Annotated in this window: 26 protein-coding genes; 18 read left to right on the top strand and 8 right to left on the bottom strand. The window is 61.8% G+C overall.

Annotated features, from left to right (window positions below; all coding sequences use genetic code 11):
- Positions 1-6: 6 nt before the first annotated feature.
- On the top strand, positions 7-936 hold the full coding sequence (locus tag ACSEXW_RS05135; RefSeq protein WP_438445029.1) for an ABC transporter ATP-binding protein: 930 nt from the start codon (positions 7-9) through the stop codon (positions 934-936).
- Positions 920-1,873, top strand: coding sequence for an ABC transporter permease (locus ACSEXW_RS05130; protein ID WP_438445028.1), 954 nt, complete (start codon positions 920-922; stop codon positions 1,871-1,873). Before ACSEXW_RS05135 ends, ACSEXW_RS05130 begins: the two co-directional genes overlap by 17 nt.
- A gap of 160 nt (positions 1,874-2,033) precedes the next feature.
- Here ACSEXW_RS05130 and ACSEXW_RS05125 read toward each other — a convergent pair whose 3' ends face one another.
- Entirely contained in the window at positions 2,034-3,257 is a 1,224-nt protein-coding gene (locus ACSEXW_RS05125) for an MFS transporter (RefSeq protein WP_438445027.1), read from the bottom strand.
- Positions 3,258-3,417: 160 nt separating this feature from the next.
- Here ACSEXW_RS05125 and ACSEXW_RS05120 point away from each other — a divergent pair, with 160 nt between their 5' ends.
- The 6 genes from ACSEXW_RS05120 (at position 3,418) to ACSEXW_RS05095 (ending at position 8,152) form a co-directional block, all read left to right on the top strand.
- Entirely contained in the window at positions 3,418-3,921 is a 504-nt protein-coding gene (locus tag ACSEXW_RS05120; protein ID WP_438445026.1) for a MerR family transcriptional regulator, read from the top strand.
- Positions 3,918-4,349: an SRPBCC family protein gene (locus tag ACSEXW_RS05115; RefSeq protein ID WP_438445025.1), complete on the top strand. Its 432-nt coding sequence runs from the start codon at positions 3,918-3,920 to the stop codon at positions 4,347-4,349. Before ACSEXW_RS05120 ends, ACSEXW_RS05115 begins: the two co-directional genes overlap by 4 nt.
- Before the next feature lie 42 nt (positions 4,350-4,391).
- Positions 4,392-4,775, top strand: a complete 384-nt coding sequence (locus tag ACSEXW_RS05110; protein WP_438445024.1) for an iron chaperone — start codon at positions 4,392-4,394, stop codon at positions 4,773-4,775.
- Positions 4,776-4,895: 120 nt separating this feature from the next.
- A complete protein-coding gene (locus ACSEXW_RS05105; protein WP_438445023.1) occupies positions 4,896-5,987 on the top strand; it encodes a threonine aldolase family protein in 1,092 nt (363 codons plus the stop codon).
- A 66-nt stretch (positions 5,988-6,053) separates the two neighbouring features.
- Complete coding sequence (locus ACSEXW_RS05100) at positions 6,054-7,079, top strand: SDR family oxidoreductase (protein ID WP_438445022.1); 1,026 nt, start codon at positions 6,054-6,056, stop codon at positions 7,077-7,079.
- Positions 7,080-7,234: 155 nt separating this feature from the next.
- Entirely contained in the window at positions 7,235-8,152 is a 918-nt protein-coding gene (locus ACSEXW_RS05095) for a PadR family transcriptional regulator (protein ID WP_438445021.1), read from the top strand.
- Between the two features lie 116 nt (positions 8,153-8,268).
- Here ACSEXW_RS05095 and ACSEXW_RS05090 read toward each other — a convergent pair whose 3' ends face one another.
- The 3 genes from ACSEXW_RS05090 to ACSEXW_RS05080 all read right to left on the bottom strand — a co-directional run bounded on the left by ACSEXW_RS05090 (position 8,269) and on the right by ACSEXW_RS05080 (position 11,215).
- Positions 8,269-9,285 (bottom strand): hypothetical protein, encoded by a 1,017-nt coding sequence (locus ACSEXW_RS05090; RefSeq protein WP_438445020.1) that lies wholly within the window; start codon positions 9,283-9,285, stop codon positions 8,269-8,271.
- Positions 9,272-9,625, bottom strand: coding sequence for a PadR family transcriptional regulator (locus tag ACSEXW_RS05085; protein ID WP_438445019.1), 354 nt, complete (start codon positions 9,623-9,625; stop codon positions 9,272-9,274). The genes ACSEXW_RS05090 and ACSEXW_RS05085 overlap by 14 nt, the downstream gene beginning before the upstream one ends.
- A 171-nt stretch (positions 9,626-9,796) precedes the next feature.
- Entirely contained in the window at positions 9,797-11,215 is a 1,419-nt protein-coding gene (locus ACSEXW_RS05080) for an FAD/NAD(P)-binding protein (protein WP_438445018.1), read from the bottom strand.
- Between the two features lie 271 nt (positions 11,216-11,486).
- Here ACSEXW_RS05080 and ACSEXW_RS05075 point away from each other — a divergent pair, with 271 nt between their 5' ends.
- The gene (locus tag ACSEXW_RS05075; RefSeq protein WP_438445017.1) at positions 11,487-12,989 is read left to right on the top strand and encodes a DEAD/DEAH box helicase; all 1,503 of its coding nucleotides are present in this window, start codon (positions 11,487-11,489) and stop codon (positions 12,987-12,989) included.
- Between the two features lie 71 nt (positions 12,990-13,060).
- Here the strand turns inward: ACSEXW_RS05075 and ACSEXW_RS05070 are convergent, their stop codons facing one another.
- Positions 13,061-13,705, bottom strand: coding sequence for a guanylate kinase (locus tag ACSEXW_RS05070; protein ID WP_438445016.1), 645 nt, complete (start codon positions 13,703-13,705; stop codon positions 13,061-13,063).
- Between the two features lie 207 nt (positions 13,706-13,912).
- Between ACSEXW_RS05070 and ACSEXW_RS05065 the strand changes: the two genes are divergently transcribed.
- From ACSEXW_RS05065 to ACSEXW_RS05040, 6 genes are all read left to right on the top strand, one after another.
- Positions 13,913-14,161 carry a spore gernimation protein GerQ gene (locus ACSEXW_RS05065; RefSeq protein WP_438445015.1) on the top strand — a complete coding sequence of 83 codons (249 nt, stop codon included), beginning with the start codon at positions 13,913-13,915 and terminating at the stop codon, positions 14,159-14,161.
- A 13-nt stretch (positions 14,162-14,174) separates the two neighbouring features.
- On the top strand, positions 14,175-14,555 hold the full coding sequence (locus tag ACSEXW_RS05060) for a spore coat protein (RefSeq protein WP_438445014.1): 381 nt from the start codon (positions 14,175-14,177) through the stop codon (positions 14,553-14,555).
- A complete protein-coding gene (locus ACSEXW_RS05055) occupies positions 14,552-15,688 on the top strand; it encodes a zinc-dependent alcohol dehydrogenase (RefSeq protein WP_438445013.1) in 1,137 nt (378 codons plus the stop codon). Before ACSEXW_RS05060 ends, ACSEXW_RS05055 begins: the two co-directional genes overlap by 4 nt.
- Positions 15,689-15,715: 27 nt before the next feature.
- Positions 15,716-15,910 (top strand): hypothetical protein, encoded by a 195-nt coding sequence (locus ACSEXW_RS05050; RefSeq protein WP_438445012.1) that lies wholly within the window; start codon positions 15,716-15,718, stop codon positions 15,908-15,910.
- An 11-nt stretch (positions 15,911-15,921) separates the two neighbouring features.
- Positions 15,922-16,221, top strand: a complete 300-nt coding sequence (locus tag ACSEXW_RS05045) for a spore coat protein (RefSeq protein ID WP_438445011.1) — start codon at positions 15,922-15,924, stop codon at positions 16,219-16,221.
- Positions 16,222-16,387: 166 nt separating this feature from the next.
- A complete protein-coding gene (locus ACSEXW_RS05040; protein ID WP_438445010.1) occupies positions 16,388-17,188 on the top strand; it encodes a GNAT family N-acetyltransferase in 801 nt (266 codons plus the stop codon).
- 24 nt (positions 17,189-17,212) lie between these two features.
- Here ACSEXW_RS05040 and ACSEXW_RS05035 read toward each other — a convergent pair whose 3' ends face one another.
- Positions 17,213-18,514 (bottom strand): Nramp family divalent metal transporter, encoded by a 1,302-nt coding sequence (locus ACSEXW_RS05035; RefSeq protein ID WP_438445009.1) that lies wholly within the window; start codon positions 18,512-18,514, stop codon positions 17,213-17,215.
- Positions 18,515-18,727: 213 nt separating this feature from the next.
- Here ACSEXW_RS05035 and ACSEXW_RS05030 point away from each other — a divergent pair, with 213 nt between their 5' ends.
- Positions 18,728-19,144: an Rrf2 family transcriptional regulator gene (locus ACSEXW_RS05030; protein WP_438445008.1), complete on the top strand. Its 417-nt coding sequence runs from the start codon at positions 18,728-18,730 to the stop codon at positions 19,142-19,144.
- A 156-nt stretch (positions 19,145-19,300) separates the two neighbouring features.
- A complete protein-coding gene (locus tag ACSEXW_RS05025; protein WP_438445007.1) occupies positions 19,301-20,167 on the top strand; it encodes an SDR family oxidoreductase in 867 nt (288 codons plus the stop codon).
- A 107-nt stretch (positions 20,168-20,274) separates the two neighbouring features.
- On the opposite strand, the gene ACSEXW_RS05020 is transcribed toward ACSEXW_RS05025, so the two are convergent.
- Entirely contained in the window at positions 20,275-21,381 is a 1,107-nt protein-coding gene (locus ACSEXW_RS05020; RefSeq protein ID WP_438445006.1) for a GIY-YIG nuclease family protein, read from the bottom strand.
- Positions 21,382-21,591: 210 nt separating this feature from the next.
- Between ACSEXW_RS05020 and ACSEXW_RS05015 the strand changes: the two genes are divergently transcribed.
- On the top strand, positions 21,592-22,341 hold the full coding sequence (locus tag ACSEXW_RS05015; RefSeq protein ID WP_438445005.1) for a hypothetical protein: 750 nt from the start codon (positions 21,592-21,594) through the stop codon (positions 22,339-22,341).
- A gap of 270 nt (positions 22,342-22,611) precedes the next feature.
- Here ACSEXW_RS05015 and ACSEXW_RS05010 read toward each other — a convergent pair whose 3' ends face one another.
- On the bottom strand, positions 22,612-24,168 hold the full coding sequence (locus ACSEXW_RS05010) for an ABC-F family ATP-binding cassette domain-containing protein (RefSeq protein WP_438445004.1): 1,557 nt from the start codon (positions 24,166-24,168) through the stop codon (positions 22,612-22,614).
- Positions 24,169-24,230: the final 62 nt, after the last annotated feature.

The following is a 24,230-nucleotide window of genomic DNA, read 5'->3' as shown; positions in this document are numbered from 1 at the left end:
GCGGACATGAGTCAGGAACCTATTGTAAGTTTGCGCCAAGTGACCAAACGGATCGGGCGCTCCACCATTATTGACGATCTGACGTTCGACGTGCCGCAAGGCGAAATATTCGGCTTTCTCGGACCCAACGGGGCCGGCAAGACGACCACCATCCGCATGATGGTGGGTCTGATGGCCATTACGAAGGGCAGCATCACCATCAAGGGCAAGGACGTGAAGACCCAGTTCGAGCAGGCGATCCGCCATGTGGGCGCCATCGTCGAGAACCCGGAGATGTATAAGTTTCTAAGCGGGTACCACAATCTGATTCACTTCGCCCGGATGGTCCCCGGCGTGACGAAGGAGCGGATCGACGAGGTGGTCTCGCTGGTGAAGCTGGAGAACCGGATCCACGACAAGGTGAAAAAATATTCCCTCGGCATGCGCCAGCGTCTCGGGGTGGCCCAGGCGCTGCTGCACCGGCCCTCCCTCCTGATCCTGGATGAGCCGACCAACGGCCTCGATCCAGCCGGCATCCGGGAGCTGCGGGACTACCTCCGGCACCTGACCCGGGTGGAGGGGATTACGGTCATCGTCTCCAGCCACCTCCTGTCGGAGATGGAGCTCATGTGCGACCGGGTGGCGATCCTTCAGAAGGGACGGCTGATGGATGTGAAGCCGATTCATGATTTCATCGGATCGAACGACCAGGCCCAGACCTATCTGTTCGAGGCGGAGCTGGATGATATTGCACTGGCGGCCGTCCGCGACATGGCAGGCGTGCGGGATGCGAGGGCTGTGCCGGAGGGGGCGGAGGTTGTGGTCGACCGGGAACGGATCCCGGAGATTCTCAACCTGCTCATGCGGATGGAGATCCGGGTATACGGCGTCCGGGCAATCCGGCAATCCCTGGAGGACCGGTTCCTGGAGATGACGGGGGGTGTGGCAGTTGGTTAATCTGATCCGCAATGAGAACATGAAGCTGTACCGCCGGCCGCGGACCTGGATTATGGTCGCATTCATGATTGTAGCGGTGCTTTTTGGCAGCATCATGAATTGGTATTACGACGGCCGGAATGTAGAGGCGGGGGCGTGGAGAAACCAAGTCACCCAGGAAAAAACGCAGTATGCGGAAATGCTGAAGGATTCGAAGCTTCCGGAGGAGAACCGGAGTCGGATTCAGGATAGGATCGCCGTTATCGACTACCGGCTGGAGCATGACATCCGTCCGGAGGACGGTACGATGTGGGGCGGCATCAACGGCTGTGCGGAGCTGGTTATCCTGATCACCCTCTTCACCGTCATCATCGCTGGGGACAGCTTGGCAGGAGAGTTCACCACGGGCACCATCAAGCTGCTGCTCATCCGGCCCGCCAGCCGGCTGAAGATTCTCGTCTCGAAGTATCTCTCCATGATTACGTTCGGTCTGCTCCTCTTGATCATTCTCTTTGTCGTCTCCGTATTGGTGAATGGGCTCCTGTTCCAATTCGGAGAGATGAATCTACCCTTGGTTACGGTGGATGGGACCGGGCACATCCTGGAGAGGAACATGGTGGCCCATCTGTGGCAGACGTATCTGCTGAACGGCGTATCGACGATCATGTTCGTCACGATGGCCTTCATGATCTCCTCCGCCTTCCGCAGCAGCACCATGGCCATCGGATTCTCCATCTTTGCGCTGTTCGCGGGCACCCTCTTCCTGGAGCTTCTGCACCAGTACGGATGGAGCAAATATATGCTGTTCGCCAATATCGACCTGTCGCAGTATTTGAGCGGAAGGCCGTACCAGGAAGGGATGACGATGACGTTCTCCATCCTGGTGCTGGCAGCCTACTTCATCGCGTTCAACCTGACGTCCTGGCTGGTCTTCACCAAGCGGGACGTGGCCACCTAAGAGTGACAACGAAGAAGCCGATTCCGGCTCCGCGTTCCATGCGGAGCCGGAATCGGCTTCTTGCGTGTTGGCATAATGAAAATCCGCGGATGAAGCCGCGGGCTCGGTTCCGGTTGGATTTCGTCCAGCGGCATCCCCCGGCGGATATGGCGGAACCGCGTCAAGCCCGCTCGGGCAAGGAGCGCATCCGACGGAGTCCGGGGAATAGCACCATCCACAGGCCGGCGACGGCCAAGGTGCCGATGCCGCCGATGAAGGCGGCGGGGACGGCTCCGACGAAGCCCGCCAGCGTGCCGGATTCGAATTCGCCCAGCTGGTTGGAGGTGCCGATGAACAGGGAGTTCACGGCGTTCACCCGGCCCCGCATCTCATCGGGAGTCTGAAGCTGCACCAGGGAGGAGCGGATGACCACGCTGATCACGTCCGAGGCTCCGGTCATCAGGAGGGCGAACAAGGACAGATACAGGTTGGTGGAGACGGCGAAGAGCATAGTGGCCAGTCCGAAGACACCGAGGGCTCCGAACAGGGTCAGACCCACGCCCCGCTTGAGCGGATAGTAGGCCAGCACAATGGACATCAGAAGAGCGCCGACGGCCGGTGCGGTCCGCATGAGCCCCAGTCCCCAGGGGCCGGTATGGAGCACGTCCTGGGCGAAGATCGGCAGAAGCGCCGTGGCCCCGCCTAAGAGGACGGCGAACAGGTCCAGCGAGATGGTGCCCAGGATCATCTTGTGCCGGAAGACGAAGACCATGCCGCCGAAGAGGGAGTGCAGGGTGACAGGCTCGGCCCGGCGGACGAAGGGCTGGCGCGTCCGGATGAAGAAGGTCAGGGCTGCGGCGGTGAACAAGGCCGTTACGGCCGTAACGTAGACGGTGGAGGGCCCAAAGGAATAGAGCAGGCCGCCCAGGGACGGGCCGAGAATCTGGGATGTCTGCCCGGCGGAGGTGGTCCAGGAGATGGCCTGTTGGAGAAGCTCCTTCGGCATCAATTGAGGCAGCAGGGCTGTGGAGGACGGATTCTCGAAGGCCCGGCAGGCCCCGACGATGGCGGCCATCAGGAGAATCTGCTCCCGTCCGAGCCAGCCGGACAAGCTGCCGGCCAGCAGCAGCGCCGCGACCAGGCCCTCGGTGATCTGGCACAGGAATACGATCCGGCGGCGGTCGAAGCGGTCCGCTACCTGGCCGACGACCAGGGTCAAGAGCACCATGGGCAGGAATTGGGCCAAGCCGACGAGGCCCAGGCTGAAGGCGTCATGGGTCAGCTCGTACATCTGCCAGCCGATGGCGACGGAGAGCATCTGGAAGGAGGTGGAGGACAACATGCGGGATATCCAATAATTCGTAAAGGAGGGCTGCTTCAGGACAGACTGGCGAGGTTCTAACATGATGATAGGCACGTCCCTTCGTTCACTTTCATAGAAATAACGTTTATTATACTACTAAATAAATCGTGCATAAATTGAAAAAAGGCTTGCACCTTACGGTACGTCACGTTTTATAGTGAAAGCAGGCAGGACAAGCCGGCATCACGACAGGAGGGGGAGCATGGCTTACTTGAAGGTAGGAGAGCTGGCCAGGCTGACGGGGCTTACCATCCGCACGCTGCGCTATTACGACCAGATGGGGCTGCTTCACCCATCGGCCCAGACGGAGGCCGGGCACCGGCTGTATGAGGAAGCCGATCTGGCGAGGCTGCATCAGATTCTGACGCTGAAGGAGTTGGGGCTGTCCCTGGAGGAGATCAAGGCGCTTCTGCTGAGCGGGCAGGTGACGCCGGAGGAGACCGTCCGGCTGCAGATGGAGCGTCTGGAGCAGGAGATCTGGCAGCGGAGCCGGCTCTTAGAGCTGCTCCGGCACGTCTCGAAGTCGATGCAGCGGAAGGCCCCGATCCCCCTGGAGGACTTCACCGGCTTGCTGCAGGCCATGAAGGCGGGCCACGAGAAGCTCGTCATCGGCAGGAGGACGGACTGGATGCACAGCCTCGAGCGGCTGGAGGCGGTCTTGTCCGAGGAAGAATCGAATAACCCAATGAAGGAGGAGTTGGAATGACCGAAAGATTCGTAAGGCACGCTACTTTTACGGTGGAGCACAGGTATGCCGCATCGCCCGAGCAGGTATACCGGGCATGGGCGGAGCCTGGATTGAAGGCCCGCTGGTTCTCGAAGGCCGAGCTCTTCGATTTCCGGGTGGGGGGACGGGAGTTCAGCCGGGGCGGTCCGCCCGAAGGACCGGTCTTCACCTTCGACGCCTGCTATCAGGAGATCGTCCCCGGGGAGCGGATCGTCTATTCGTATACCTTGGACGCTGGCGATACGCGGATATCCGTCTCTATCACCACCGTAGAGCTGTTCCCTGTGGAGGGCGGAACCCGGCTGGTCTTCACCGAGCAGGGCGCCTTCTTCGACGGGCATGACACGCCGGAGATCCGGGAGCACGGCACCCGGGAGATGCTGGGGACGTTGGGGAAGACTCTATAACAGCTGCCTCTCCACGGAGGCAGTCCATTGGAGGGGGATGGAATGGAAACATCGATCACGACCATCGACGCCTATATCGGGCAATTTCCCCCGGACATCCGGGAGATTCTGACGGAGATCCGCCGGATCATCCGGGAGGAAGCGCCGGAGGCGGGGGAGAAGATCGGCTATGTCATGCCGACGTTCACCTTGAACGGGAACCTGGTGCATTTCGCCGCCTTCAAGCATCACATCGGCTTCTATCCGGCTCCCAGCGGCATTGAGGCCTTCCAGGAGGAGCTGTCCGCCTACAAAGGGGCCAAGGGCTCCGTGCAGTTTCCCTTGGGAGAGCCGGTGCCATATGACCTCATCCGGAGGATCGTCCGGTACCGGGTGGAGGAGAACCGCAGCAAGGCCGGGACGGGGGCCAAGCGCAAGAAAACTTAAGATGGGACAGGAAGGGCCGCAGCCATGAAGATGGAGGCGGCGTTTTCTTTTTTGAACGGGGCGGCCTGTGGTATCTTAGAGATACGCAATCATTCTAACGGTACAGAAAGAAGGAATCCCATGGAGCAGACAACCGCTCTGCAGGAAGCATGGAAGGCGGCCCGCTTCCCCTTATCGGGTCACGGGAAAAGGAACGTCCGGGTGCTGACCGAGGCATTCCGGGAAATGGACGGACTTACCGACAGCGACATGTACGGCAAGGGGGAGGTCATCGAGGCCTTCCAAACCAAGATGGCGGCGGTGCTGGGCAAGGAGGCGGCGGTGTTCTTCCCCAGCGGGACCATGGCCCAACAGATCGCGCTCCGGCTCTGGTGCGACCTCAAGGAGCTCCGTCGGGTGGCTTACCATCCGCTGTGCCATCTGGAGATCCACGAGGAGGACGGACTGAAGCGGCTGCATCACCTCGAGCCGGTGCTGCTGGCTCAAGCGGACCGCCTGATTACCCTTGAAGATGTACAGAATATGGGGGACGGAATCGCCTGTCTGCTCCTGGAGCTGCCGCAGCGCGAGATCGGAGGGCAGCTGCCGGATTACGGCACCTTGAAGGCCATCTCCGCCTACTGCCGGGAGAAGGGGATCGCCCTCCATCTGGACGGAGCCCGTCTGTTCGAGGTGCTGCCTTACTACAAGAAGACGGCCGCCGAGGTGTGCGCGCTGTTCGACAGCGTGTACATCTCCTTCTACAAGGGCATCGGCGGGATCGCCGGGGCCATTCTGGCGGGAGAGGAGGCGTTCGTCCGGGAGTCGTCCGTATGGAAAAGACGTCACGGCGGCGACCTGATCAGCCTGTACCCGTACATCGTCAGCGCCGATTATTACTACGATCTGCGCGTCGGACGAATGGAGCGGTACTACGAGCAGGCCGTGGAGCTGGCCGCCTGGTTCAACGGCTGTCATGAAGCCGTGCGGACGCTGCCGGCGGTGCCGGTCAGCAACATGTTCCATGTGCACTTCGCCCGGCCCAAGGAGCAGATGGAGCCGCTGCTGGCCGGGATCGCGGCCGCAACGGGCGTCGCTTTCACGGCCCGGCTGAAGGAGCTGGAGGGAGCCTGCTCCTTCGAGCTCAGTATCGGAGACCAGTACGGGGCAGCTCCGAAGGAAGCGGTGGCGGAGGCCTTCCGGCTGCTGGGCCAAGGCTTGGCGGCCGTCTAGGGACGTCCGGCGCCATCTGCAACGAAGCAAGTCAAAAGCGGGATATCGGATATGGAGGTGGAAGGAATGAAGGTGCTTTTTATTGGAGGAACGGGGACGATCAGCTCCGCCATTACCCGCCAGCTGGCGGAGTCGGGGACTGAGCTGGTGCTGGTGAACCGGGGGAACCGGAGCGGGTCGCTGCCCGCAAACGTCACGGTGCTTCAGGCCGACATCAACGACGAGGGGCGGGTGGCGGAGCTCCTAGAGGGGATGGAGTTCGATGTGGTGGCGGATTTCATCGCGTTCCACCCGGCGCAGCTGGAACGGGATTACCGGCTGTTTAAGGGAAAGACGAAACAGTTTATTTTTGTCAGCTCCGCGTCCGCTTACCAGAAGCCGCTGTCGGATTACCGCATCACGGAGGGAACGCCGCTCGCCAACCCGTACTGGGAGTACTCCCGGAATAAGATCGCCTGCGAGGAGTATCTCATGAAGCAGTACCGGGAGACGGGCTTCCCGGTGACGATCGTGCGGCCGAGCCACACCTACGACGAACGCTCCATTCCTCTCGGCGTGCACGGCCGGAACGGCACCTGGCAGGTGGCCAAGCGCATGCTGGAGAACAAGCCCGTCCTGATTCACGGGGACGGCACCTCGTTGTGGACCCTGACCCACAACAGCGATTTCGCACGGGGCTTCATCGGACTGATGGGCAACCTCCATGCGCTGGGGGAGGCGGTCAACATCACCTCCGACGAGTCCGTGACCTGGAACCAGATCTACGAGACCATCGCCCGGGCGCTGGGGGTTCCGCTCCAGGCCGTGCACGTCTCTTCGTCGTTCCTCGCCGCCTGCAGCAAAGAGGACTACCGCGGAGGCCTGCTCGGGGATAAAGCGAACACCGTCGTGTTCGATAACGCCAAGCTGAAGCGGCTGGTTCCGGGCTTCACCGCCACGGTCCGCGTCGACCAGGGCATCCGGCAGACGGTGGAGTATATTCTGGCCCATCCCGAATACCAGCGGGTGGATGAGGAGTTCGACCAGTGGTGCGACAAGGTCATCCGGGCCTTGGACGCAGCGGCGCTGTCGGTGGCCGAGACGTTGTATTGACGGGAATGAGAGAGCCGCAAGGCAAGAAGAAGGCTGGACTTGGGATAACCGAGTCCGGCTTTTTTTGATGGATGGGTGCGGGGGAAGTTTACGTCAACAATATCATATGTTATTATTAACATAGGTTAAGGGATTTTAGAGAGGAGCTTGGAAGCATGTCCATCCCCCATGCCATCTTAGGCATCCTGAGCAGCGGGCCACAGACCGGGTATGAGCTGAAGAAGATCATCCAGGATTCTCCCTTCATGCCGTGGTCGGGCAATAACAACCAGATCTATAAAGCCTTGGTGGAGCTGTTGGAGGACGGGTTCGCCACCAACGAGGTTCATCACCAGGATAGCGCCCCGTCGAAGAAAATCTACACGATCACCGAGTCCGGCAGCCTGGAGCTGAAGAGGTGGGTGCAGTCGGCGCCGGAAGTCCCGGAGCTTCGAAATACCTTCCTGATTCAGCTGGCGTGGTCCGACGTGCTGAACCGGGAGGAGCTTCACCGGCTTCTGTCCGGGTATGAGAACGAGCTCCGGCTGCAGGCTGCGCTTCAGCAGGAGAAGCGGAGGCGGCCCGCCTTCGCTCCGGATCGGACCCCCAGGGAGCGGGTGCTGTGGGAGAGCATTCACGAGAATATCCTCTCCTTCTACCGCCACGAGCTGGAATGGATCGGACGGCTGCGGGACCAATTGGATATCCACCATTCAGAGGAGGCGAACGGCATGGGCCATGCTGTGATCGAGAAGAACAACCGCACGTATATTCAATGCGCTTCGGAGGAGGCGAGGCTCGGGTCCGAGCAGGAGGCGCTCGATCTGATCGGAGCCTGCTGGGAGCACGACACCCGGCTGCTTCTGCTGCACGCCGACGCGCTGCCGGACGACTTCTTCCGGCTGCGGACCGGCTTGGCCGGCAGTCTGCTGCAGAAGTTCGTCAACTACGGAATGAAGGTGGCGGCGGTCGTGCCGGACGAGAAGCGAATCCAGGGCAAGATGAAGGAGCTGCTGGCGGAGTCGAACAAAGGGAAGGACTTCCGGGTGTTCTCCGGCACAGAGGAAGCGGAGGAATGGCTTCTGAGCGAGTAAGCGGGCCGGAGAGGGAATGGACGACGGGGTAGTAACCACAGCTCAACCCCGATACGGAAATAAGACAGCTGCAGGGCGTATACAGCACGCCTTGCAGCTGTCTTTTTTGGTTCGGCTCATGAGCGGGATTGGCTCATCCGGTAGGCCTTGGCGGCAACGACCCCCAGGTGGATGACCAAGCAAAAGGCGATCAGCACCAGCATGCCCCCGGTGACGGCGTCCCACGCGGTCTGCAGGGAATCGAAGGCATCGCTGCCCGCCTGAACCAGCCCGGCATCCGCCGCCTGCTCCACGAAGATCGGGTTCCAGATGGAGGTGTCCGCGAACATGAATCCGGCGAGCACCAGCTGGTAGATGACCAGGACCAGCTCGAGAGCGGCCAGCTTCAGCGTCCACTTGCCGGTGATCAGCTTCACGCAGTCCTTCATCACGTTCAGAGCCAGCCACAGCCAGATGAAGGGAAGGAAGGGCCGGAACACCGTTTCGTCGAAGAAGCGGACCACCGTCATGGTACCGTCCCGCTGGATCCATAGCCCGAAGAGGTCGAAGGAGAAGGTGCACAGCACGAAGAGCAGCACCGTGAATATCATCCCCGTCACCGGGTCGCTCTTGCGGATCCGGAGCTTGGGGTCGGGAATCTGCTGCAGGTCGGATGGCTTCCAGGCCCGGGCAGATTTGGGCTTCAGCTTCTCCTGGATGCCCGCATATTCCGCATAGCCGAAGATGACGGTGACCCAGACGAAGCCCTGCATGAGCGCCGTGAGAAGGGAGGCCAGACCGCCTGCCATATGATGCAGCGCCTGAGGCGGCTCCAGCAGCGCCTCGACGGCGAATAGGACCGCCATGGCAATGGCGATGGAGGACAATACGATCTTGAGCACAGAGAAGTAGGCGGGGAACAGGTCCGGGCCGATGAGATAGCGCCGGGTACCCCGGTATTGATCCGCCAGCCGCTCCGGATCCCCCAGCTCCAGCAGTACCTCCTCCACCTGCTCCGGAGACGGCTCGCCTCCGGGAGCACGCTCCTCCAGCATATCCAGGATCAACCCGTGCAGCTCCTTCTCGACATCGGCCCTCATCGGCTCCGGCAGCCGGTGGATAACCGCATAGACATACCTCTTAATCAGCTCCATCGTTGTCCCCTCCATCCATTAACATCCTCACACTGGCCGCAAGCCGGCTCCATTCCTGACCCAGCTGTCGGTATACCTCGCGCCCGTCCGGACTCAACAGGTAATACTTGCGGGGACGTGATTCGTTGGTGTCCCATCGGCTCTCCAAGAGCCCCTGCTTCTCGAGCCGGCGCAGGAGCGGATAGAGCGTGCCGGGGTCGATGGCGACCCCCTTCTCCTCCAGGCTGGAGACCAGGCTGTAGCCGTATTGCGGCTCGGACAGCTGGCTCAGCACGCTAAGCACCAGGGTGCCGCGCCGCAGCTCCTGGGTAAGACCGCTAATCGTTTCCTGAATGTCCATGACGTTCATCAGCTCCTGCTCTCAGTATACTGTATGACACACACTATTGTGAATAGTACAATAATGCACTTTGCGCAGGAGCGGCAAAAAACCGCCACCCTCCGGCCGTAAGGCTGGACGAATGACGGTTCGGGACGGACGTTGTGCAGGCGGTCTTACCGGACCAGGCGCTCAAGCTTCCCGGGGCCAGGTGCCGACGAACTCGGGCTCGCCGTAGGCGTAGTATCCTTCCAGGATACGCTCCCGGTCGTCCTGGAACAGCTGGTCCGCCACCCCGGCGACGATCCTCGGGATGGCGTACTTCATGCCGGACAGGGCCGAAGCGGAGAGCCCGCAGCTGATCAGCGCGGAGTAGTTGAAGGAGAACAGGCCATGGAGCGGCTTCGCTCCCTCATCGGTTCGGCTCGTGAAGGCGAAGCCCGGGCTTAGATACGGGTGGGCGTCGATCAAGGCATTCGCCTGCTCCGACGGAGCCCGGTACCGGTCGCTCCAGCGGGCGATGTGGGCTTCTACCAGCCGCAGCTCCGGCCGCAGGGCGGGGTCCGTCAGCAGCCCGGTGCTGATGACGAGGAAGTCGAATTCATGCCGCCCCTCTGGAGTGGTCACCGCCGCCCCTTCCCCTTCGGGCTCCACGTCGAGCCAGGGGGCGCCCAGGTGCAGCCGGAAGCCGGGATAGGCCGCCGCCCGCTCGAACGTATCGTTGGTCGGAGGCTGGTTGAACTGGAAGAAGTGGGCCATCACGGCGTACTTGTCGGCATCCGAGAGTGAGGGGAAACGTTCGATCATGCCGGAGCCCTCCATCTGCCGGATCGGGTTGACCCGCGGCAGCTCCTTCCTCCGGACGAAGACGTGGGCCTCGGCCACCCCTTGGGAGAGAGCGAACTGGGCATTGTCGAAGGCGGAGGCGCCTCCGCCCAGCACGGCGATCCGCTTCCCCTCCAGGCGGGTGAAGTCGATGGCCTCCGAGGTATGGGCATACAGGCTGCGGGGCAGCCGGCCGGCGATCATCGGAGGCACGTGCCATTCCCCGCCGCCTTGGATGCCGGTGGCCAGGATCACCTTCCGGGCCAGCAGCAGGGGGGATGCGGCGCCGGGTCCCTCCACGCGGAGCCGATGGACTCCATCGCCGCCCGGCTCGATCAGCGACAGCTTCACCCCGTTCACGACCGGCAGGCCCAGCACCTTCCGATACCAGCGCAGGTAGCTCATCCAATCGCCGCGGGGAATCTTCCCAACGGCCTCCCAGCCCTCGGGCCCGTGTTGGGCTTCCCACCAGGAGCGGAAGGTCAGAGAGGGTATCCCCAGGTCGATGGAGGTCAGGTGCTTGGGGGTGCGCAGCGTCGCCATCCGGGCGTAGGTTTCCCACGGTCCCTCCTGGCCCTCGGGATTCTCGTCGATGACGAGAATGTTGGAGATGCGTTCCCGGAGCAGGCCGAAGGCGATGCCCAAGCCGCTCTGGCCGCCTCCGACGATGACCGCGTCATAGACGTGCCCGAGCGGATGCCGGAGGGGGCGCATCCAATCCGGACCGCCGTACGCAAGATAGGCGAGGTCCATTCGGACCCGTTCGTTCAAGGCTTCCAGGCTCATTGACGCTCACATCCTTCCTCACTGGCTTATTCCGCCATCCGTTGGAAAATGCTTTGGTCCTATCATATCGCCAGGACCGGTCATGTGAAAGTTGCTGACGCGATTCTTGTGCCGGAGGCCAAAAAAGCATCCGTCTTTTGTGTATGATGACGAAAGGCTCACTGGAAGAGCTTGACGGGTGATGGGATGTCCGCCAAGCCGGTGCTTTCTTTTGGCCCCAGGAATGTGGTATCCTTATGTGTTACCACTTTTTGCCGAAGAAGGAGAACCTATGACATTTCAAGATTTGAAGCTGATTCCCCCTATCCTTAAAGCCCTGGCGCAGGAGAACTACCAGACGCCAACTCCCATACAGGAACGGTCCATCCCGGCGGTGCTGGCCGGCCGCGATCTCTTGGGCTGTGCCCAGACCGGTACCGGCAAGACGGCGGCCTTCGCGCTGCCCATCATCCAGCTGCTCAGCGCCAATCCCCGCAAGCCCAAGCTGCCCCGGCGGATCCGGTCCCTGATTCTGACGCCCACCCGGGAGCTGGCCGTGCAGATCTCCGACAACATCAAGGCGTACAGCCGATTCCTGGATCTGCGCAACGTCGTCATCGTCGGCGGTGTGTCCCAGCATATGCAGGAGCGGCAGCTGGCGCAGGGGGCGGACATCCTGATCGCCACCCCGGGACGTCTGATCGACCTGATCAACCAGAAGCACGTCGATCTCCAGTATGTGGAGATTCTGGTGCTGGACGAAGCCGACCGGATGCTGGACATGGGCTTCATTCACGACGTGAAGCGGATCATCTCGAAGATCCCGCAGCAGAAGCAGACCCTGTTCTTCTCGGCCACCATGCCGCCGGAGATCATGAGCCTGGTCCAGTCTCTCCTGAAGGACCCGGTGAAGGTGGAAGTGACGCCCGTCTCCTCCACGGCGGAGCGGATCGAGCAGTCGGTCTACCTGGTGGACAAGGACAACAAGCTGAACCTCCTGATCGACATCCTGAAGGACCGGTCCATCGTCTCGGCGCTGGTGTTCACCCGGACCAAGCATGGCGCGGACCGCGTGGCCAAGGGCTTGCAGCGCGCCCAGATCCCGGCCCAGGCCATCCACGGGGACAAATCCCAGAACGCCCGGCAGAACGCGCTCAACAATTTCAAGAACGGCGCCACCCGCGTGCTGGTGGCCACGGACATTGCGGCGCGGGGCATCGATATCGACGAGCTGTCCCACGTCATCAACTACAACCTGCCGAACATTCCGGAGACCTACGTCCACCGGATCGGCCGGACCGGACGCGCGGGCCTGAGCGGCATCGCCATCTCCTTCTGTGAGGCGGAGGAGCTTCCGTACCTGAAGGACATCGAGAAGCTGATCAAAAAATCGGTTCCGGTGGTCAAGGACCACCCGTATCCGATGATGAACTACACCGCGGCGGTAGCAGCCAAGCCGGCCGGCGCAGGCCAGAACGCCGGGCGCAACGCAGGCGCCCCAGGCCGCAACGCAGGCGCCCCGGGCCGCAGCGGCGGCGGGCAGCCAGGCCGGGCCCCGGGCGGCCAGAGCGGCGCCGGAGGCCGGGCGGCAGGCGGCCGCCAAGGCCGCAGCGCCCAGGGACAGCCCCAGGGCCGCGGCCCAGCGGGCCCGAGCGCAGGCGCGCCGGGAAGCCAAGGCCGCAGCACGGGCAAGCCCGCGCCGGCGGCGAACCGCGGCGGGTCCGCGCCCGCCGCGCAGCCGACCGTCCAGCCGGGCCCGTCCCGGCGCCCGAAGGGCGGACCGGCGGGCCGGTAACAGCCGCCCGCCAACGTACAAAGTGCCGACTCTCCACCGGAAGCTCATCCGGTGCGAGGGTCGGCACTTTGTTATTTCTCCGGGGCCAGCTTGTCCCGGAGGAAGTCCTTGATCTTCCCGACGGTGGCAGCCGGGTCCATATTTTGCAGAAGGAATTCGGATTCCTTCTTGTAGATCACATCGTCGGGGTAGTTGCGCAGATACTCGTCCACCACCTCAGGCGGGGCGGATTCGCGCTCTAGGCGCAGCCGGATATCGTCCTTGGTCACGTAGAGGAAGACGCGGATCGCTCCGCTGCCGAACCTCTGCCGGAAGGCTTCCGCTCCATCGCGGTTCACGACCGCCACAGCCGGTTGGCCTCCGGCAAGCGCCGCATCCAGCTCCGCCGCTGCGATCCCGTAGCTGCCGCGGCCGAGACGGACGGTCTGGAAGAACGCCCCTGCTGCCTGCATCTCCCGGAAGACGGCATCCGTGACAAAGTGATAGTGCTCGCCGTCCTTCTCCTTGGGCCGGATGGCCCGTGTCGTATAAGGACGGACATAAGGAAGGCCGAGCTCCTGGCAGAGCTTAAGGGCGCAGCCCTTACGGCCGGACCCGCTGGTGCCGGTGATGATGATCACCTGAGGGCGTAGGGATTGTACAGGCATCTCCGGCGGATTCGGCTGGGGAACCGGTTGATCTTGGGGGGCAGGGGAAGGTTTGAGCCAGTTCCACATCGCAGCTCCCGCACGTTCGCCAAGGCTGGGCCTGGCGCCGGCGGGATTCACCTCCTGATCTCGGCGTTATACCTGATTATTCGACATTTGCCGCCCGGATTCCTACCGTCCCGGCTGCCTTAACCAGAATATTTTGACGCCTCTTCGCATAGGGAGGAACGGGAAGGAAAAGATACGCTTGTCCGAACCATTCCAGGAGGTGAAGCCATGAATCATCCGACTTGTCTCGCGCCCCATGAGGCCGTAGACATCCACGAAGTGCTGAATTTCAAGACCCTGTGCCTGGCCAAGTCCGCCTTCATGCAGGGCCTGGTCTTCGATCAGGAGCTGAAGGCGCTGCTGCAGAAGGATGTGCAGATGACCACCCAGGACATTGCCGCGCTGCAGGCGCTCTACGAGAAGGCTCCCTTCCGGTCCCCCGTGCCGGAGAGCCGTCCGGTCCCCACTCTTCAATGAAAGGTGTGAGCCCATGAATACCGATTACTTGGACCCGATCAACTCCTTGAATGTTCCGGAGCTGGCGGATACCACCCTGGCCATGGACTTCCTCATGCGGGCGAAGGAAGGCGTCCGGAATCTGGCCACCGCCCTGACGGAGTGTGCTTCCCCCGACGCGCGCGCGCTGCTGCGGACTCAGCTCCGTCAGGGGATTGCGCTTCATCAGGAGATTACCGAGCTGATGGTTCGCAAGAAGTGGTTTCACCCCTATGAGCTCACCGAGCAGTATCAGCTCGATCAGCTCTCGGCGAAGAATACGGTCATGATCGGGCAGATGAACCTGTTTCCCGGGAACACCTCGAGGAAGGGTCTGTTCGACCGGGTGCCGGATGGCGGAGGAGAGCAAGTATGAAGGCCGTTACCTATCAAGGCTTGAAGAACATCGCGGTGAAAGAGATGCCGGATCCCAGGATCGAGAAGCCGGACGACATGATCATCAAGGTGACCAGCTCCTCCATCTGCGGTTCGGACCTGCATCTGCTCCACGGCATGATCCCCAATCTGCCGGAGAATTACATCATCGGCCACGAGCCGATGGGCATCGTGGAAGAGGTGGGGCCCGGCGTCACGAAGCTGAAGAAGGGCGACCGGGTCATCATCCCGTTCAACGTGGCCTGCGGCGAATGTTTCTACTGCAAGCACCAGCTGGAGAGCCAGTGCGACAACTCCAATCCCAACGGCGACATGGGAGGCTACTTCGGCTACTCCCATACGACGGGAGGCTACGCAGGGGGACAGGCGGAGTACCTGAGGGTGCCTTTTGCCAACTTCACGCACTTCAAGATTCCGGAGAGCTGCGAGGAGCCGGATGAGAAGCTCTGCGTCATCGCGGACGCCATGTCGACGGCCTATTGGACCGTGGACAACGCGGGCGTCAAGGACGGGGATACGGTGATCGTGCTGGGCTGCGGCCCGGTAGGTCTCTTCGCCCAGAAGTTCTGCTGGCTGAAGGGGGCCAAGCGGGTCATCGCCGTGGATTACGTGGAATACCGGCTGGAGCACGCCAAGCGGACCAACCGGGTGGAGACGGTCAACTTCGACGCAGTTCCCGACGCAGGAAGCGTGCTGAAGGAGATGACGAAGGGCGGGGCGGATGTGGTCATCGATGCGGTGGGAATGGATGCCAAGATGACCGATCTGGAGTTTCTGGCTACCGGCATGAAGCTGCAGGGAGGGGCTCTCGGTCCTGTCATCCTCGCCGCCCAGGCTGTGCGCAAGGGGGGCACGATCCAGATCACGGGCGTCTACGGCGGACGGTACAACGGGTTCCCGCTGGGCGATATTTTCATGCGGAATGTGAACCTTCGCACCGGACAAGCCCCGGTCATTCACTACATGCCTTATATGTTCGAGCTGGTAGCCACCGGCCAAATCGACCCCGGCGACGTCATCACCCACGTGCTGCCGTTGAGCGAGGCCAAGAAGGGCTACGAGATGTTCGATACGAAGACGGACGGCTGCATCAAGGTGATTCTGAAGCCATAACGAACGAAGGGGAGGCTGTAAGCAACTATGGCTTATGCGCTGCACGAAACGTTGGAGGTTCATGAGATCGCCGCGTTCAAGACGGTATGTCTGACCAAGTCCAAGACCATGAAGGCATTGGTGACCGATCCGGCCCTGAAGGAGCTGATGCAGCTTGACGTGGACCTTACCACGCGACAGCTGCAGGAGCTGGGCTCGATCTTGAACCGGGCCTGTCCCTAGGAGGAGCACGCATGAATACGATACTGGAGCATCTGACCGGGATGCATACGTTGACGGACCAGGTTATCGCCATGGATTTCCTGAATACGGTCAAAAGCGGAGTCCGCAACTACGCCATGGCGGTTACCGAGGCGGTCACACCGGAGATCAAAGTGACGCTTACGCGCCAGCTGGAGGAGGCCCTCGATCTCCACGAGCGGACCATGCAGTATATGATGGAGCGGGGGCTGTACCATCCCTGGAACGTGAACGAGCAGGTGAAGGTGGACCTTGCGAACATTGAAGTAGCCTTGAAGGCCCCGAATCTATAGGGCTTGCTCTATAGGGAGCCGTCCGTGAGCGCGGGCGGCTCTTTCCTTTGGTTGACCGCCGCCGCTGCTGCGGGCGCGCCCATTTTCCACAGAAGGTTCGTGCTATGTACGGCTTGGGATGGGGGTGCTATAGTGGGATCATCAGGATGGAGGAGGTGCCGGCACCATGTCGGATCGAAAACCGGCCGACCGCAAGAGAGCGGTCGAGGCCATTGAGCTGGAGCTGACGAAGCTGAATGCCCGGAGGGCGCTGACCCCCGTAGAGAAGCGGCTGGAGGTGGCGGAGCTGGGAGGCTGCACGCTGCTTCGGGACCGGACGGCCCCAGGCTCCGTCTACTACAACCGGATCAAGGGGTTCGGCCCGGAGGACGTGCACCGGCTGGACGAGCTGCTGGCCTTATATCCGGAAGGAGCACCCTGCTTCGATATGACCCCGGATCACCTGACGGAGGAGACGGCGGCGGCCCTCGGACGCAAGGGGTACCTGCCGGTGGAGCAGCTGGTCTTCATGGAGGCGGAAACGGTTGCGGGGGGGAACGGAGAGGCTGTTGACGAACTGGTGATAGAGCTTGTTACGGAGGCGAATGCGGAGGAATATCTCGACTGGATCGCGGCATCCAACGGAGGGATGGAGCTGAATGCGGAAGCGGCTGCCCGTGCGCGGCCATACTTCTGCCGTTCGGACTTCCGGAACTATATGGTGCGGATCGGCGGCCAGCCCGCCGCCATGGCTTCGCTCTTCCTGCACGGGGACTCCGGCTACCTGGCCAATGACTACACCTTCGCGGCGTTCCGGGGGAGGGGCTGCCAATCGGCTCTGATCCCAAAAAGATTAGCCGATGCATCGGGACTGGGCATCCGGACGGTGTACACGGACGTGGAATTCGGCTCCGTCAGCCACGGGAACATGGAAAAGGCCGGGTTCCGCACCGTATTCCTGAACACCTTCTGGATGAAGCAGGAATAGCGGCAGGCGGTCCGGCCGGTAGAGCTAGAAGCTCTGGAGGATGAGCCACAGGTTCAGGAGCAGGATCACTCCCGCGCAGACGGAGGCGATCACCGTAATGGGCCGGCGGTTGGCCAGAACGCCCATCAGCGGCTTGCGGCTGGAGAAGTAGATCAGCGACAGGATGGGAAAAGGCAGCACCAGGCTCAGCACCACCTGGCTGATGACCAGGGTCCGGGTGGAATCGATGCCGAGGGCGATGATGATGAGGGTCGGCAGCATGGTCACGAGCCGCCGGACCCACAGGGGGATGGTAAACCCGACGAAGCCCTGCATGATCACTTGGCCGGCCATGGTTCCTACGACGGAGCTGGAGATGCCCGAGGCCAGCAGGGAGACGAGGAAGAAGGCTGCGGAGGCCGAGCCCAGGAGCGGGGTCAGCGTCTGATAGGCGGTCTGGATATCTCCCACCTGCTCGTTCCCGGTGGCATGGAATACGGATGCGGCCATATACATCATGGCCAGATTGACGAAGCCGGCGAAGCTCATGGCGATGACCGTCTCCCGCCGGTTGAACTTCTGAATGCGGAGCGCGTCCGCGTCATGGCGGGGGCGGATCCGGTTCTGGGTCAGGCCGGAGTGCAGATAGATGGCATGAGGCATGACGGTGGCTCCGACGACGCCGACGGCAAGCAGGGCGCTGCTGCTGCCGCCCAGCCAGGGCACCAGGCTGTGGTGGACGATCTGGCCGAAGCTCGGCTTGGACAGCACCGTCTCTACGATGTAGCAGCCGCCAATCGCAAGCGCGAAGCCGGCGATGAACTTCTCCATCGGGCGGAAGCCGTAGCGCTCCAGCATCAGGATCAGGTAGGTGGTCAAGCCGGTGAGCAGCGCCGCGTAGAACATCGGCAGGCCGAACAGCAGGTTCAGGCCGATGGTTGCGCCGAGGAACTCTGCCAGATCCGTTGCCATGGCCGCGATCTCGGAGACCACCCACATGATGTAGTTGATCCACTTGGGGAAGTAAATCTGGCACAGCTCCGGCAGGTTGTGGCCCGTGGCGATGCCAACCTTGGCGGACATATTCTGGAACAGCATGGCCATCAGATTGGCCAGGACCACGACCCACAGCAGCTTGTAGCCGAACTGGGAGCCGCTCTGGATGTTGGTGGCGAAGTTGCCGGGATCAATATAGGCGATAGACGCGATAAACGCCGGGCCCAAAAAAGGCAGCAAGGCCTTCAGGCCCTTGCGCTGGCCGGTGACGGATTCCCACATGGCCCGCTCGGTTTTGCCCAGGGCGAGGGAGGTGGGGACCGCAGACTTGGCGGTAGTGAGCTCATTCATGTTCCGCATCCCCTTTCGTCGAATGATTGCGTGTGAACAAATCTTTTGCCCGTATACAACTTATACGATGATTATATGACAAAAGACTCTAAACGTACCACTGAAACGGGATGGGAGAGTTTCCTTTTTTCAAGAAGCGGGCTTGTGAAAAAAGGTTCTTGACAGATGCATGTCAAGTAACCATAATGGTTACAACGGGGTGGTGATGGCAGAATGAAGAAGATCAGCAGCAGATTCTCCGTGGCGGTCCATATTCTATCGGTCATCGCCGCGAGTCCGTCCGAGAGCACCGGCGACTATATTGCGGGCAGCGTCAACACGAATCCGGTCATTATCCGGAGGATCATGGGCATGCTGAAGAAGGCCGGCCTGGTGGATGTCCGGCCCGGGGTGGGCGGCGCCGCGCTGAGGAGGGCGCCCGGGGAGATTACGCTTCTCGACGTGTATCGAGCGGTGGAGGTCATCGATGATGATGAGCTGTTCCATATCCACGAGGAGGCCAATCCCCAATGCCCCATCGGGCGGAACATCGAATCCGCCCTGCGCGAGGAGCTGGCGGAGGCCCAGCGGGCCATGGAGCGGCGGCTGGCGCAGGTGACACTGCAGAGTCTGGCGGAGAAGTTCAAGTAGCTTCTTCGGTTTGCCGCAGGTGCTGGTCCGGCAAGTAACGAGGTACCTTTGGTAACAAGAGCTCTTCGGAGCTTTTTTATTAATCACGTTGTAACCAATTCGGTTACTACGCAGTCTGGAATAACCCCAACATTCATTCAGAGGAGGAATTTTATCATGAAATTATTAGTTACAGGTGCAACCGGCAAGCTGGGCTCTCTCGCGGTGGAGGCGCTGTTGCGCAGTGTCCCGGCCGCGGAACTGGCGGTAAGCGTACGGGTTCCGGAGAAGGCGGAGTCTCTTCGTGCCCGCGGCGTGGAGGTCCGGTATGGAGATTTCGACCGGCCGGACAGTCTGGATGCCGCCTTCGCCGGCGTGGACCGGCTCCTCTTGATCTCCGCCGACGGGGACACCGAGACTCGGATCCGGCAGCATACCGCCGCCGTGGAGGCTGCCAAGCGCGCCGGAGTCGGCTTCCTCGCTTACACGAGCGCGCCTAATGCTCCGGAGAGCACCCTGTTCCTGGCCGAGGTGCACCGGGTGACGGAGGAGGCCATCCGGTCCTCCGGCATTCCGTACTCCTTCCTCCGGAACAACTGGTATCTGGAGAATGAGGCCGGCACCATCCAGGCTGTACTGGCGGGCGCGCCTTGGCTGACCTCCGCGGGCAGCGGCCGGACGGGCTGGACCCCCCGCCGCGATTATGCGGAGGCGGCTGCGGCGGTGTTGGCCGGCAAGGGCCACGAGAACACCGTCTATGAGCTCTCCGGCCCGCTGCGCACCCAAGAGGAGCTGGCCGCCGCATTGGCCGGGGTGCTGGGCCGTGAGGTGCCGGTGCAGCAGGTGGACGATGCCGCTTATGCGGTCATCATGAAGCAGGCCGGATTGCCGGAACCGGTGGTTCAGCTCGTGACGGCGATCCAGAGCGCCATCCGGGACGGGGCCTTGGATGTTCCGAGCGGCGATCTGGAGAAGCTGCTTGGCCGCCCGGCCACTCCGCTGGACGAGGGGCTCCGCCAGCTGGTGAACGGCCTGAAGGCATAACCCTCGCCACATAACGGCAAAAGCTGTCCCTATAGGCCGGAGACCCGGCCATGGGACAGCTTTTTGGGCTATTATGGGGACTGCGGATAAGTACTACGGATAAGGACTCATGGTCCATGCGGCGGTACATCCAACAGGGAATGAAGAGCGGCATCCAGGTCCGGGTGGTCCCCGTCGGCAAAGAGCCATTCCGCCGCCAGCACCAGGTGCCGGCAGGAGCCGCCGTTCAGATAGCTGTGGATGATCTGGGCTTCATCCACCTCATCGCGGGTAATCTCCCGTTCAGGCAGGCGGGCTTCGGCGCGGAAGACGCTTCGGATGGCGTGCTTGACGGCTGCATGGACACCGGAGGGGAGCAGGTCTGCGGAGTCCAGCTTTTCCCGGTGAAGGATCCGGTTCCGCTGGATCAGGAAGAGCTTCAGGATCCCTTCCTGCAGCTCTTCGACTACGGCGACCCGGTGGCTCTCCTCGGTAAACCGGATGACCTGCTCCCGGTGCCGGAGGAAGGACACCGTGCCGATGGCATCCCGGAGCTTGGCCGCCTTCTCGAAGTCCAGCGTCTCCGCCGCGTCCTGCATGCTCCTCTCCATCTCCTCCAGCAGTCCGCTGTCGCCCCCATCGAGGAAGGCGGCAATCTGCTCCATAATGGCCCGGTAATCCTCCCAGGCTTGTCCGCCCAGACACATCCCTCTGCAGAGGCCGATGGCATGGTTCAGGCAAGCCCGTTGGGCGCTGGCGGGGCTGCTGCACAGAATCCGGTGGTGCTCCTGGATGCTGTGGATGGCCCGCTCCACGGTGCGGCGGCTGGTGTAGGGGCCGTAGTACAGCGTGTCCTCCCGTTCGCCGGGTGCGGCGGCCGCCGCCACGGCCCGCAATCCTTGGGACAGCTCCAGGGCGATGTAGGTGTAGGACTGGGGCATTTTCATCTTGCGGTTGTACATGGGCTTGTATTCCTTGATGAGCTGGCACTCCAGCATGAAGGCCTCGAATTCCGTATCCGTCAGACGGAGCTCCAGATCCCGGATATGCCCGACGAGTCTCTTGGTCTTGGGCGTGTGGGACTTGGTATCGTGGAAGTAGGAGGAGACCCGGTTCTTCAGGTTCTTGGACTTGCCTACGTAGATGATGTTGCCGGCGCCGTCCTTCATCAGGTATACGCCGGGAGATTGGGGCAGGGAGCGAAGCTTGCCGGCTAGCACGGGCGGAAGCGTCATGGTGCAGCTCACCTCCTCGTTATCGTTAACTCTATCGTATCATAGGAAGAGGGACGGCGGGAGGTAGAGAGAGACAGGAAGATCTATCTATTAAGCGGATGTTCAGGCTGCGGTCAGGGAGAATTCAACTGGGCGGGTTAAGATGGTCTTGTAAGCAGGAAGCACAACAATCCATCATCATAAACGACAACCACTCAGGAGGAATGAACCATGATGCAGATGAACAAAAAAGTGATCGCCACAACCTTAGGTGCCGTATTCGCCCTCGGAGCCGTAACCTCCGTATTCGCCGCAGATGCGACGTCCCCTACCGCATCCACCGGCGCCACCCCGGCACCGGCCGTTACCCAGAAGGGCGACTTCGGCGGCAAGCGCGGCGGCGGCAAGAACCTGGAAGCCCAGGCAGCTGCCAAGGGCATCACGGTAGACGAGCTGAAGGCTCAGCTGGACGCCGATCGTCAGGCGAAGCTGGAAGAGCTGGCTGCCGAGAAGGGCATCACCGTCGATGAGCTGAAGGCGCAGATGGAGCAGCAGCACGGCCAGAAGGGCGGCATGAAGGGCGATCTGAAGGCCGGCCAGAAGGGCGACCTCGGCGGTAAACGGGGCGGCGGCAAGAACCTTGACGCGCTGGCCGCCGAGAAGGGCATCACCGTAGACGAGCTGAAGGCGCAGATGGAAGCTCAGCACCAGGCGAAGCTGGAGGCACTGGCCGCTGAGAAGGGCATCACCGTAGACGAGCTGAAGGCGCAGATGGAAGCTCAGCGCCAGGCGAAGCTGGAGGCACTGGCTGCGGAGAAGGGCATCACCGTCGATGAGCTGAAGGCGCAGATCGGTACTAAGGATAGCGACCTCATGGGCTTCATGGGCCACGGCGGCGGTCATGTGGGTCATGGCGGTCCCCGCGGTACACAAGGTGCAGCAGGCACCCCAACTGCGGCAGGCACCCAAGCGGCCCAATAATTCGCGGCCGTAATCTCCAGGCGATGAAGAGAGCCCTGTCCTAGCGCGGACCACACGAGTTTGTCGGTCCGGTCCCGGCAGGGCGGGCTCAACCGCCTGAAGCGTAGAAAGCCGACACTCCCGTTGAAGGGAGCGTCGGCTTCTTCGGTTTCATTGGATTTCGTCCACATACCTACTCCCGCCCAACCAGCACAAACAGGACCCGCAGGCATACCGCCCCGGGTCCCGTTACACGGGTCGATTCGTTCCTGCTCGCCCTACGGTCCTGTCCTAGAACACCTTCGTGGTCCAGGACTCGCAGTTCCAGACCTCCGTCACCACATCCCGGTAAAACTCCGGTTCGTGGGAGATGAGCAGGATGCTGCCCTTGTACGCCCTCAGCGCGCGCTTCAGCTCGTCCTTGGCGTCCACGTCCAGGTGGTTGGTGGGCTCGTCAAGCACCAGCAGGTTGGTCTCGCGGTTGATAAGCTTGCACAGCCGCACCTTGGCCTTCTCGCCGCCGCTCAAAACCGCGATCTTCGACTCGATGTGTTTGGTGGTCAGGCCGCACTTGGCCAGCGCCGCCCGCACCTCGAACTGGGTGAAGCCGGGGAACGCGCCCCAGACCTCCTCGATGCAGGTGTTGCCGCCCGCATCCTTCATCTCCTGCTCGAAGTAGCCGATGTGCAGGTAATCCCCGCGCTCCACCGAGCCGCCCAGCGGCTGGATCTCGCCCAGCAGGCTCCGCAGCAGAGTCGTCTTGCCGATGCCGTTGGCGCCGACCAGGGCGATCTTCTGCCCGCGCTCCATGCGCAGGTCCAGCGGCCGCGACAGCGGTTCGTCATAGCCGATGACCAGCTGCGTGGTCTCGAAGATCATCTTGCCGGAGGCGCGGGCCTCCTTGAAGTTGAACTGCGGCTTCGGCTTCTCCTTCGCCAGCTCGATGACGTCCATCTTATCGAGCTTCTTCTGGCGGGACATGGCCATATTCCGGGTGGCCACACTGGCCTTGTTCCGGGCCACAAAATCCTTCAGGTCCGCAATCTCCTGCTGCTGGCGCTTGTAGGCGGACTCCAACTGCTGTTTTTTCATGTCGTAGACTTCCATGAACTTGTCATAGTCGCCGACGTAGCGGTTCAGCTCCTGGTTCTCCATATGGTAGATCAGGTTGATGACGCTGTTCAGGAAAGGAATGTCGTGGGAGATCAGAATGAACGCATTCTCATACTCCTGCAGGTAGCGCTTCAGCCACTCGATGTGCTGCTCGTCCAGATAGTTGGTGGGCTCGTCGAGGAGCAGAATGTCCGGCTTCTCCAGCAGCAGCTTGGCCAGGAGCACCTTGGTCCGCTGTCCGCCGGAGAGGTCGTTGACGTCCTTGTCCAGGCCGATGTCGGTCAGGCCCAGACCCCGAGCGGTCTCCTCGATCTTGGCGTCGATCAGGTAGAAGTCCTGAGCGGTCAGCGTATCCTGGATCGTGCCGACCTCCTCCAGGAGCTGCTCCAGCTCCTCCGGGGACACCTCGCCCATGCGGCCGTACATGTCGTTCATCTCCTGCTCCATATCGAACAGGTATTGGAAGGCGCCCTTCAGCACGTCGCGGATCGTCATGCCCTTCTGCAGCACGGCGTGCTGGTCCAGATAGCCGACGCGCATGCGCTTGGACCATTCGACCTTGCCCTCGTCCGGCTGAAGCTTGCCCGTAATGATGTTCATGAAGGTGGACTTGCCTTCGCCATTGGCGCCGATGAGCCCGATGTGCTCGCCCTTTAAGAGGCGGAAGGAAACGTTATTGAAGATGGCGCGGTCGCCGAAGCCGTGGCTTAACCGCTCTACGTTCAGAATGCTCATATCCCGGCACCTTTCGTGAGTGAGTATGATTCGGAAAAAAGGCTACCCCATCGCGGGATAGC

This window comes from Oryzibacillus soli, assembly GCF_051594765.1.
In the GTDB taxonomy this organism is placed as follows: Bacteria; Bacillota; Bacilli; order Paenibacillales; family NBRC-103111; genus Paenibacillus_AR.
Note: the sequence above shows the minus strand (reverse complement) of the source record. Positions and strands in the feature narration are given on the sequence as shown.